Below are 10,288 nucleotides of genomic sequence, written 5' to 3' on the forward strand. Positions count from 1 at the left end.
CCCATGCTTTGTCGACTACTTTGTATTCCCTTCCTTGCTTTTGGAAAAGATACATATCTTCCCGCATGACTAAATCTTTTGTCAGGTAATTGCGCAAAAAGGAGATATCCGATTCAATTTCTCTGACCTCAAACATTTTTTCACGGCCTGAACCAGGTTTTGCTCCGTGCCGTTTCATTTCCTCGGTCGGATTGTTATAGCGTTCCTCAATGTCTTCGAATATTTTTATCCCAAGATAATAAGGATTGATTCCTGTCTTAGAAGGCTGGACAACACCTGCATTCAGCTTGGCGAATTCAATCGCTTCACCGCTCGTCAAATCCATCTCCCTGAGAATTCTTTGATGCCAGAATGAAGCCCAGCCTTCGTTCATGATTTTCGTTTCAAGCTGCGGCCAAAAGTACAGCATTTCTTCGCGCATCATCGTTAAGATGTCACGCTGCCAATCAGTCAGGTAGGGGCTGTAGCTTTCAATAAATAATAACAAATCCTTTTCAGGTCGCGGTGGAAACTTCTTTTTCTTTGGAGCTTCTTTTTCATTGGACTTCTTTGATTCAAGTCCCCACAAATCATCATATGGTGTTGCGCGCGGTGCAGGATCATCCTCTACTTCATCCTCAGCAGACCATGAGAGCTTCGGCCTCATCAAAGATGGATCGATATGCTCCTCAATGGCAAGCACTGCGTCCAGGAAGGATTCTACAGCTTGCTTCCCATGCTCAATTTCATACATTCTAATACGGTCGGCAGTGGCTGCCATACTTTCAACCATGTCCCGCTTCGTGTTCTGGAATCGGACATTATTTTTGAAAAAATCGCAATGCGCCAGAACATGGGCAACAATGAGCTTGTTTTGAATCAAGGAATTTGAATCAAGTAAAAAGGCATAACAAGGATTCGAATTGATGACAAGTTCATAGATTTTCGAAAGGCCTAGGTCATAGTGAAGCTTCATTTTATGAAATTGTTTTCCAAAGCTCCAATGCGAAAATCTTGTAGGCATACCATATGCACCAAATGTATAGATGATTTCTGCAGGACATATTTCATATCGCATCGGATAAAAATCAAGCCCGAATCCCTTGGCGATTTCGGTTATCTCAGAAATGGCATATTCCAATGACTTTTGATCTTCTGACACCATCTCTCCCCCTTTCACTTCTTACCACAATGTATGAGCAAAAAGGGAGAAAGATGAACGGGTTATCGGGTTTGCAAAAACTTTACTGCTGTGCTTGTTCAGTCACGGTAAGGTTCAGCAGCCTTTTGTTTTTCAAATCATGTGTGATTTGTACAGTGGCAATTAAAGGCTGGCCATCGGCCGTTACTTTGAATTGAAAGGAATCGACAACTTGGCCATCACTCAATTGTTTCCGGCCCATATATTGATAATCCCGGACTTCTTCACCAGGAAAGTCCTCTTTGATGACGGCAGTGGCAATTCGTCCGTATTTTTCGTAATCAGGCCTTTGGGCACTGACATCAAGACTATTCATGCATAGTAGAATAACCAGTGTGGCAAACATAGGCGCGAGATATTTTTTCATTAAACATGCTCCTTTTCATGGGTTATTTTATTTTCCATCAGTAGCAAGTTGAATATGTACAGAATGGCCAGAGGAAAAAATACCCTGTTTATACCGCTGCTAAAAGGGATTAGTTTATACAGGTAAAACTTGAAAAACCCTGTAAACAGGGACGACCAACATTTTCTGAGCAAGTTCCCGCTTTAACTCCATATAATATTATCAACTCCTTACAAGGAGGAACGGATATGACAAAATCGGATTATGATCGTGCCTTATATTACACGCATAGATCACAATGGGATAACCTGCTTATCCTGATGGTCAGGACAGAGGACCAATTCCTGGCCAAAAAGATCGAACATTTTCTCCACGCTTACAATTTTGAAAAAGACTATTCTGTCATTGAAAAACGCCTGTATTCTCTGCTTAGATACATCGACCACGCAAATGAAGCCGCCGGCGATGACTTCCTGGAAACCGCTGTTAACGGCTTGATTTAAAATGAGAATTCCACCAAAAAACACGGCCACCTATATTAAGGTGCCGTGTTTGCTTTGTTTTATTCGATCCATTCGCCTGTAAAACTTTCCATTCAATGCATGTAAATTTAAGCTGAAGGTGGCTGCTGATCGACCAACTGGTTTCGTACAGCATATAACGCAGCCTGAGTACGGTCGGCAAGTCCAAGCTTCGCCAGAACGTTTGATACATGTGTTTTCACTGTTTTCTCGGTAATGAACAAGGAAGATGCAATTTCTTTATTGCTTTTCCCGCTGGCGATTTCCTTAAGCACCTCCAGCTCCCGCTTAGTAAGATCATCTAGCGGTTTTCTTTCCTGCCTATTATTGCTTGATAAATGCTTCATTACAAGGGACGTGGCCTTTGGGTGAAGCTGGTCTTCCCCATTCATGATTCTCTTGATGGACGACACGAGTTCGTCAGGCTGAATGTCCTTTAATTGATAGCCTGACGCCCCCGCTTCAACAGCTGGTATGACATGCTCCTGGTCGGAAAAGCTAGTCAGCATCATGATCTTTATCTTCGGTATTTCTGACTTAATCATTTTGGTCGCCTGGATGCCATCCATTTCTGGCATGATCAAATCCATCAGAATTAGATCAGGATTCAATTTTCGCGCAAGCTCGACTGCTTCCTTTCCATTTGCGGCTTCACCCACGACCTCTATCATTTCCTGAGTCTTTAGGAAAAAGACTAATCCCCGTCGGACAACATGATGGTCATCTGCGATCAGAACTCTAATTGCCATACTCCGTTCCTCCTTTATTTCTATATTTAAGATAATAAAACTTTATACTGGAATGGTAACGATGATAGACGTACCTTCATCCATCTTGCTTAAAAGCTCGAGTTTCCCGCCCAATGCTGCTGCTCTTGTCTTCATGCTTTTTAAGCCGAGGGATGGAATTTCTTTGTTCGGATTAAAGTTGAAACCACAGCCATCGTCATTTATAGTCATTGTCACCAGCTCGTTTTTGATTTCTAATTTAAGCTCAACTTTTTCCGCCTGTGCATGCTTCTTGCAATTCGCAAGAGCCTCCTGGCCAATTCTCCATAGTGTTTCCTCCACTTTTCCGGGCAGGCTCGATACACCCGAGACTTCGGTTTCAAGGGGGAGCCCAAGCATTTCTGAATAACCAGCGAGCGCGCAAATGATTCCATTTTCTAGCCCTCGTGGACGAAGCTGCCAAATAAGCGCCCTCATTTCACCTTGAGCTTCCTGGGCTAAATCCTGAATATAAGCAAATGTTTCCTTCACTTGATCAGTGTCCGACATTTCAGCTCCGGCCCTCGCTGTCAGACTAAGCGAAAACAACAGCTGATTAACTGAGTCATGGAGATCCCTCGCCAGCCGGTTTCGTTCAGCTGCCAGAGCCAAATCATGTTCTTGCTGAGTCAGCTTTATTCTTTTAATTGCGGTACCAATTTGGAACGCGATTGCCTCGAGCAATGCAAGCTCCTCAACTTTAAAATGAGTCTTATTTGGCGAACCTACATTGAGGACCCCAAACTTTTCATCTCCTGCTCTTAAAGGTACCGTTGCATGATGTGTCAGTCCATTCGTCTCACCACTATTATTGATAATTGCATCCTCTATCCTCTTGCATTCAAATATGTTCGTGGCTTTATTCAAACGGCCGTCATTATATCGATCCACACACCAGCAACCGCCATGGCACATCGGTTCATATTTGTTCAATGAAAGGGCTGGTGGAAGTTCAGCCTTCGCAGCCAGCTGGTAGCTGCCTAATTCATCTATCAGAAAAATCCAACCTGTTTCAAGCCCTGTAATATGTAAAAGCTTTGCTAAAACCTCTGTTAAAACTCGATTGATTTCAGTTCCCTCATTCAGTAATTCAGCAATTTCCTTCAAAATACTGATTTCAGAATTCTTCCTTTCAACCATCAAGATCCCCCCATTTTTTCCATTATATCTTTTTTGGAAAAATTACGCTTTCGAAAAAAGTCTGAAATCTCCTCAGTCAAAAGTAGCAGTCAAACCTCTTTTACAGCACGAACGTACCCCATGTATTTAAAAGGATAGCAAAGAATAACATAAATTATTTAGAGATGTTGCTGCATGGTCTTTGAACATTTTCACATTCATTTTCCAGTTTTTCTCTCTTTTAGGAGTTAAGAAGATATTGGTGACATTTTTTTAATTTGTTCTTTAGGTGACCAAGAGAACTTTTTGATCAACTCTTTTTCAGATTTTTGTTCTTTTAGGTCACCAAGAGGACTTATTGATGACCTCTTTTTCAAATTTTTCTTTTTTCAGTTCAGCAAGAGAATCTTTTGAGAATCATCCCATCTAAGACTGCACCTATAACTCAGATTAGAAGCCATTTATCATTCTTTAGACAAAAAATCCGAAGAGATAAAATCTCTTCGGATCACAATTTATATTAAGCAATCGGATAATTCTGGACTAGCGGGTGAATAACGATTTCATCAATCAGCATATGTTTAGGGGCCGATGCCATATACACTACAGCGTTAGCGATATCTTCCACCTTTAGCCAATCATGTTTTTCTGGAAGTCCTTGTTCGGAGTTGGCAAAATACGTATCAACCATGCCTGGATTAATCGTCCCTACGCGGATTCCGTACTCTCTCACTTCCTGGGCAAGCGAACCGCTGAAGCCCTGTACCGCATATTTGGTTGCAGTGTAGGCACTTCCGTTTGGAATTGTATATCGGCCGACATCTGAAGAAATCGTAATGATCGTACCTGATTTACGTTCCTTCATATGCGGCAATACCGCTTTTGCGCCTAGGAATACTCCCTGTACGTTCACTTCAAATAGCTTCTTCCATTCCTCGACGTCCACTTCCTCAGCCAATTTGAAAAAGCCGATGCCGGCATTATTGATGAGAATGTCGATTTGGCCAAATTGCTGAAGCGTTTTTTCGACCAGGTTCTTAACCTGCTGCTCTTCGCTGACGTCCGTTTGGACTGCAATTACATCAGAAAAACCCTTCTGCTTCAATTCCTCAGCTGTTTGGATAATTTCTTCAGAGCTGCCAGCAAGAGCTAGCTTCATTCCCTGTTCAGCCAATTTGATGGCAATCTCTTTGCCAATCCCTCTTGATGCTCCTGTTACGATTGCTACCTGATTTTTTAACATGTTACTACTTCCTTTCTTTCTGCAGAAACCATAGATGTTATACGATTATGAATAAGGCAATGAAGTTTACGAAAATAGAAAAGCTTATAAATTCTTAGCTGCTTCCATTTTTAACTCGACCAACTCCATGAAGTCTTGCTCGATTTTTTGCAATTTTTGTTTGCTATCAGCAAGGCTCTTATCGTTTACTCCAAAGTAAAACTTGATTTTTGGTTCAGTTCCTGATGGGCGAAGGCACATCCATGAACCATCCTCTAGATAGTATTTAATAACATTTGATGATGGAAGCTCAATTTTTTCTTCCACATTGTTCTCATCCATTCTTACTCCTGTTAAATAATCTTCCACAGCAGTAACTTTCAATTCCCCTAGATTCTTGATTGGCTCCGAACGGAAGACTCCAAGCGTCTTCTGGATTAGCTCTGCGCCTTCTTTTCCTTTTAACGTAAGGGAACGCAAACCTTCCTGATAATAGCCATATTCTTCAAAGACACTTTGAAGAGCTTCATACAATGACATGCCCTTCTTTTTGTAATATGCGCATACTTCAACGGAAAGCATTGCAGCCTGCACAGCATCCTTATCGCGTGCGAAATCTCCGATTAAATAGCCATAGCTTTCCTCGTACCCAAATAAGAACCTGTACTCTCCTGATTCCTCATATGCTTTAATTTTTTCAGCAATGAACTTAAATCCAGTCAGGACGTCGATTGTATCTACTCCGAATGATGAAGCGATATTGCGGCCAAGTTCAGATGTAACAATTGTCTTTAACACAACGCCATTTGCAGGCATCGTCCCTTTTTCCTTCTTCTGAGTCAAAATATAATGAAGAAGAAGTGAGCCCGTTTGGTTTCCGGTCAACACAACGTATTCTCCTTCTTCATTCTTGACTGCAATGCCTAGGCGGTCAGCATCAGGATCTGTTGCGATTAGTATATCCGCATCAATTTTCTTCCCCTCACGGATCGCAAGCTCGAATGCAGCATGCTCTTCCGGATTCGGGCTTTTGACAGTCGAGAACTCTGGGTCAGGCAGCTCTTGTTCTTCAACAACCTTAACGTTCTGGTATTTCAGATTCGTCAAGATATTGCGAACTGGCATGTTTGCTGTCCCATGCAGTGGCGTGAAAACCACTTTTACTTCTGCTTCGTCCGATAATGTCGGATTTTCGGAAATCGTCATCAGCTTCTCAAGATAAGCACGATCTACTTCAGGTCCGATCATTTTGATCAAGCCCTTTTCCTTCAAATCTTGCTCGTCCATTACTTCAATAGATAATTCATTTTCAATTTCATTCACTTTTGCGATTACCTCGTCCGCGCTCTCAGGCGGAAGCTGGCCTCCGTCATAGCCATATACCTTATAGCCATTGTATTCAGGAGGATTGTGGCTTGCCGTAATCACGATACCAGCGTATGCATGCAAGTGGCGGACAGCAAATGATAACTCTGGTGTAGGCCTTAATTCTTCGAAAACATAAGTCTGAATGCCGCGTGTCGCAAGTGTTTTTGCAGCCTCCATCGCAAATTCCGGTGATTTATGGCGGGAATCATAGGCGATCGCGACACCTCGCTGTTTTGCCTCAAAACCGTGTTGTTCTATGTATGCTGCCAATCCAGCAGAGGCTTTTCTGACCGTATATAAATTCATTCGGTTAGTTCCTGCGCCGATTTCCCCGCGCATGCCGCCCGTCCCGAATTCGAGATTCTTGTAAAAAACTTCTTCTAAATGCTGGCCATTCTCTTTTATTGAGTCTAATTCTGCTTTAAGTTCCGGGTCCAGTCCAGCAAACCCTAGCCATCTTTCGGCTTTCATTTTCCAATCCATTGAATGCCCTCCTGAAGAAAAAATTTTAAATCGTACAGCTAATTATAAAACAATTTTTGCTGACTTTGATAATTTTTATCTAATTTATCTATATTGTTAGTTCGATATCCTGAAAGCATTTCCCTTTCATATATTAAGGTACTTTTTGATTATTTTATTGCTTTTATTAAATGGTATTGCAGATAACAAATCAATCAGTAAAAAAACTTTCGCTTTGATATTCCTAACTTTTTCGAATTATTCCTAACTATGGCCTCGTTAAAACCATAGCAAAAGCCCGCCGAACGGCAGGCTTTCCTTCAACTACTTTTTATACTGAATCCTATATATATCGTGTCTGCGATCTTTTAACTGGCGAACCGTACCATCCTGGCGCTGGCGGCGCAATACTTCAAGGTCGACATCACCGATCATCACCATTTCAATGTTCGGATTCGTTTCACCTACGATGCCGTCACGTGCGAACTCGAAATCTGATGGTGCGAATATGCCTGACTGTGCATACTGGATATCCATATTTTCCGTTTGCGGCAGATTCCCTACAGTACCTGAGATTACAGTGTAAATCTGGTTCTCGACTGCCCGTGCCTGCGAACAGTAACGAACTCTTAAATAACCCTGCCGGTCCTCCGTACAGAAAGGGGTAAAAATAATTTTAGCGCCCATTTCAGTTGCAATTCTCGCAAGCTCTGGGAACTCAATATCATAGCAGATTTGAATCGCAATTTTCCCGCAGTCTGGATCAAAAACTTTTACCTCGTCTCCGCGGCTGATTCCCCACCATCTGCGTTCGTTTGGGGTGATATGAAGCTTATACTGTTTTTCAATTGTTCCGTCCCGGCGGAACAGATAGGAAATGTTGTAAATCTCATCATCATCTTCTTTTACAAAGTGTGATCCGCCAATAATATTCACATTGTAGCGAACGGCCAGATCAGTAAATAATTCGATATATTGCTCGGTATATTCGGTCAGCTTGCGGACTGCAAGTGAAGGTGTTTTTTCATCCAGGAAGGACATGAGCTGTGCCGTGAACAGTTCAGGGAATACAGCAAAATCAGAGTCAGCATCGGACGCAACATCTGTAAAATATTCTACTTGATGCGCGAAATCTTCGAATGACTGGATTTGCCTCATCATATATTGAACGACACAAATGCGGACTGGATTACTTGTCTTGAAGAAACGCTTTGACTTCGGCTGGTAGTCGACATTATTCCATTCCATCAAGGTTGCGTATTTATTGGACTGAAGGTCATCTGGAAGATAATTCGGATTGATCCTCATAAGAGTGAAGTCGTTTCTCAGCTGGAAAGATAGCACGGGGTCATAAAGCTTATGAGTTGCAACCTGTCTAACGTATTCCCTTGGTGACATTTCTTCTGCATGCAGATGGTAATTAGGAATTCTTCCTCCAATAATAATACTTTTCAGATTCAATTGTCTTACAAGATCTTTCCTTGCTTCATACAAACGGTATCCAACCTTCATTCTGCGGAAATCAGGATGTGTCATCACTTCGATTCCATAAAGATTGTATCCATTTGGGTTATGGTTGGTAATATAGCCGTTGTCTGTAACATCATCCCAGGTATGACGGTCATCATATTCGTCAAAATTTATAATCAGACTTGAACATGAGCCAACGATTTTTCCGTCATATTCCGCGACGAATTGCCCTTCTCGAAAAATGTCCAGGTGACTTTCCAACTGGTCACGCTTCCATGGCTCCATTCCAGGAAAGCAGCTATTCTGCATTTTTATGATTTCATCAATATCTTCATAATTTGTATTTCGAATGTTCATTTTCTTTTCAAATTTGGATAAATCAAGTTCCGTCGTCATAGGGTCTTACACACCTTTCATTTCTTCAATCACTCTTTTATAAATATGCCTATTATTAAAAGGCTATTTTAACATGGCTGTTGATTTTCGTTCCAGGCGCTTCGCTTTCCGCGGAAGAATTATGAAAAAGCCCAACTGCCGGCTTTTTCATAATCAAATTCTTCTAGGAGCTGGCGCTGAGCCTCCTCGTCGTCTCGCTCCTGCGAGGTAGAAATGATCCCTCACGAGGATCATTTCACCTAGGCCTCACCTGACCAGCTTAGCCCGCAGGACATTGAATAGCTTCCTCGAATTCGCCCACGCACGATGGAAATGCGTTAGCATTTTCGGAGGAGTCTTCGCGCCTTCCACTACAATCAACAGGTTTTAAAAATCAACATTGGGCTTTAACAGGGCCTAATAAAAAAATAATTACCTATCCCTATACCCTTAATCAGCTCAATATATTACTTGTAATTTAGCTTATCCTTTTTGTTCATTTAAAAATCTGCAGCTTGATTATTTTGCTTGTAACTTAATTCACACAATGTTAATTGAAATAGTGTATTATATTTCTTAAGATGTAATGGGATGATTGCGTGTTTTTTTATATGAAGCATATAGAGACTATATGTTGTTTTAGGGGGAAAGATTTGCATGGGACAAGTTAAAAAGGACTCCAGGGAGACATTTTTGTTTGCAGCATGGGCTACCTCGATCCTAGCCATTTTTGGCAGTCTGTATTTTTCAGAAATCCGCCAGTATGAACCTTGCTTGCTTTGCTGGTACCAGCGAATATTGATGTATCCATTTGCTTTAATACTTGGAATAGCGGTTGTTAAAAAAGATTATCGAATTTCCCTGTATACGATGGCAATGTCCGCGGTTGGTGCGCTGATTTCTATTTACCACTACTCGCTGCAAAAGGTTCCGTTCATGGCCGACAATGCCGTTACTTGCGGAAGGGTTCCATGTACCGGCCAATATATAAACTGGCTTGGTTTTATTACGATCCCATTCCTGGCCCTTTCGGCATTTATCATTATATTTACATTAAGCTTGATCATCTGGAAGAAGACGAAGGAGGCAGAATGATTTGAAAAAGGTAATCATATTTTTAGTCATCATTGTCGGTTTGTTCGCAGCTTTATTTTTTGTAAGTAAAGCACAAAATGAGGAAAAGGCAGAAGGCAATCCATTTGGCAAAGAAGCTCTGCATCCTGAGACAGTAAAACAGCTTGAAGATCCCAATTATCAAAATATCATCACACCGGACGAGCTTGAAAAAGTCATTAAAAATGGTGAAGATGCAACTGTATACTTTTACAGTCCTACTTGCCCGCACTGTGTACGAACAACCCCTATTGTATCTCCTCTAGCTAAGGAAATGGATGTGAACCTGGTCCAATTCAATTTGCTTGAGTTTGAAGAAGGATGGAATAATTACGGTATTGAATC

Annotated in this window: 10 protein-coding genes; 3 read left to right on the forward strand and 7 right to left on the reverse strand. The window is 41.6% G+C overall.

Annotated features, from left to right (window positions below):
• Both WB217_RS16405 and WB217_RS16410 read right to left on the reverse strand, forming a co-directional pair.
• Nucleotides 1-1,144: SpoVR family protein (locus WB217_RS16405; RefSeq protein ID WP_423994341.1), on the reverse strand; the 1,144-nt coding region annotated here is incomplete at its 3' end.
• A 79-nt stretch (nucleotides 1,145-1,223) separates the two neighbouring features.
• On the reverse strand, nucleotides 1,224-1,547 hold the full coding sequence (locus WB217_RS16410; RefSeq protein WP_423994342.1) for a DUF3889 domain-containing protein: 324 nt from the start codon (nucleotides 1,545-1,547) through the stop codon (nucleotides 1,224-1,226).
• Nucleotides 1,548-1,774: 227 nt separating this feature from the next.
• Between WB217_RS16410 and WB217_RS16415 the strand changes: the two genes are divergently transcribed.
• Entirely contained in the window at nucleotides 1,775-2,029 is a 255-nt protein-coding gene (locus WB217_RS16415; RefSeq protein ID WP_207499067.1) for a YhdB family protein, read from the forward strand.
• Between the two features lie 107 nt (nucleotides 2,030-2,136).
• Here WB217_RS16415 and WB217_RS16420 read toward each other — a convergent pair whose 3' ends face one another.
• The 5 genes from WB217_RS16420 to WB217_RS16440 all read right to left on the reverse strand — a co-directional run bounded on the left by WB217_RS16420 (nucleotide 2,137) and on the right by WB217_RS16440 (nucleotide 8,851).
• The gene (locus WB217_RS16420; RefSeq protein ID WP_423994343.1) at nucleotides 2,137-2,796 is read right to left on the reverse strand and encodes a response regulator; all 660 of its coding nucleotides are present in this window, start codon (nucleotides 2,794-2,796) and stop codon (nucleotides 2,137-2,139) included.
• A 42-nt stretch (nucleotides 2,797-2,838) separates the two neighbouring features.
• Complete coding sequence (locus tag WB217_RS16425) at nucleotides 2,839-3,954, reverse strand: GAF domain-containing sensor histidine kinase (protein ID WP_423994344.1); 1,116 nt, start codon at nucleotides 3,952-3,954, stop codon at nucleotides 2,839-2,841.
• Between the two features lie 499 nt (nucleotides 3,955-4,453).
• The gene (locus WB217_RS16430) at nucleotides 4,454-5,176 is read right to left on the reverse strand and encodes an SDR family oxidoreductase (RefSeq protein ID WP_423994345.1); all 723 of its coding nucleotides are present in this window, start codon (nucleotides 5,174-5,176) and stop codon (nucleotides 4,454-4,456) included.
• An 84-nt stretch (nucleotides 5,177-5,260) separates the two neighbouring features.
• Entirely contained in the window at nucleotides 5,261-7,006 is a 1,746-nt protein-coding gene (locus WB217_RS16435) for a phospho-sugar mutase (RefSeq protein ID WP_423994346.1), read from the reverse strand.
• 303 nt (nucleotides 7,007-7,309) lie between these two features.
• The gene (locus WB217_RS16440) at nucleotides 7,310-8,851 is read right to left on the reverse strand and encodes a GNAT family N-acetyltransferase (RefSeq protein WP_423994347.1); all 1,542 of its coding nucleotides are present in this window, start codon (nucleotides 8,849-8,851) and stop codon (nucleotides 7,310-7,312) included.
• 636 nt (nucleotides 8,852-9,487) lie between these two features.
• Here WB217_RS16440 and WB217_RS16445 point away from each other — a divergent pair.
• On the forward strand, nucleotides 9,488-9,925 hold the full coding sequence (locus WB217_RS16445; RefSeq protein WP_423994348.1) for a disulfide oxidoreductase: 438 nt from the start codon (nucleotides 9,488-9,490) through the stop codon (nucleotides 9,923-9,925).
• A 1-nt stretch (nucleotide 9,926) separates the two neighbouring features.
• The coding region (locus WB217_RS16450; protein WP_423994349.1) for a thioredoxin domain-containing protein at nucleotides 9,927-10,288 on the forward strand (362 nt) is incomplete at its 3' end.

The sequence above is a fragment of the Mesobacillus sp. genome, from assembly GCF_049588175.1.
GTDB lineage: Bacteria > Bacillota > Bacilli > Bacillales > Cytobacillaceae > Mesobacillus.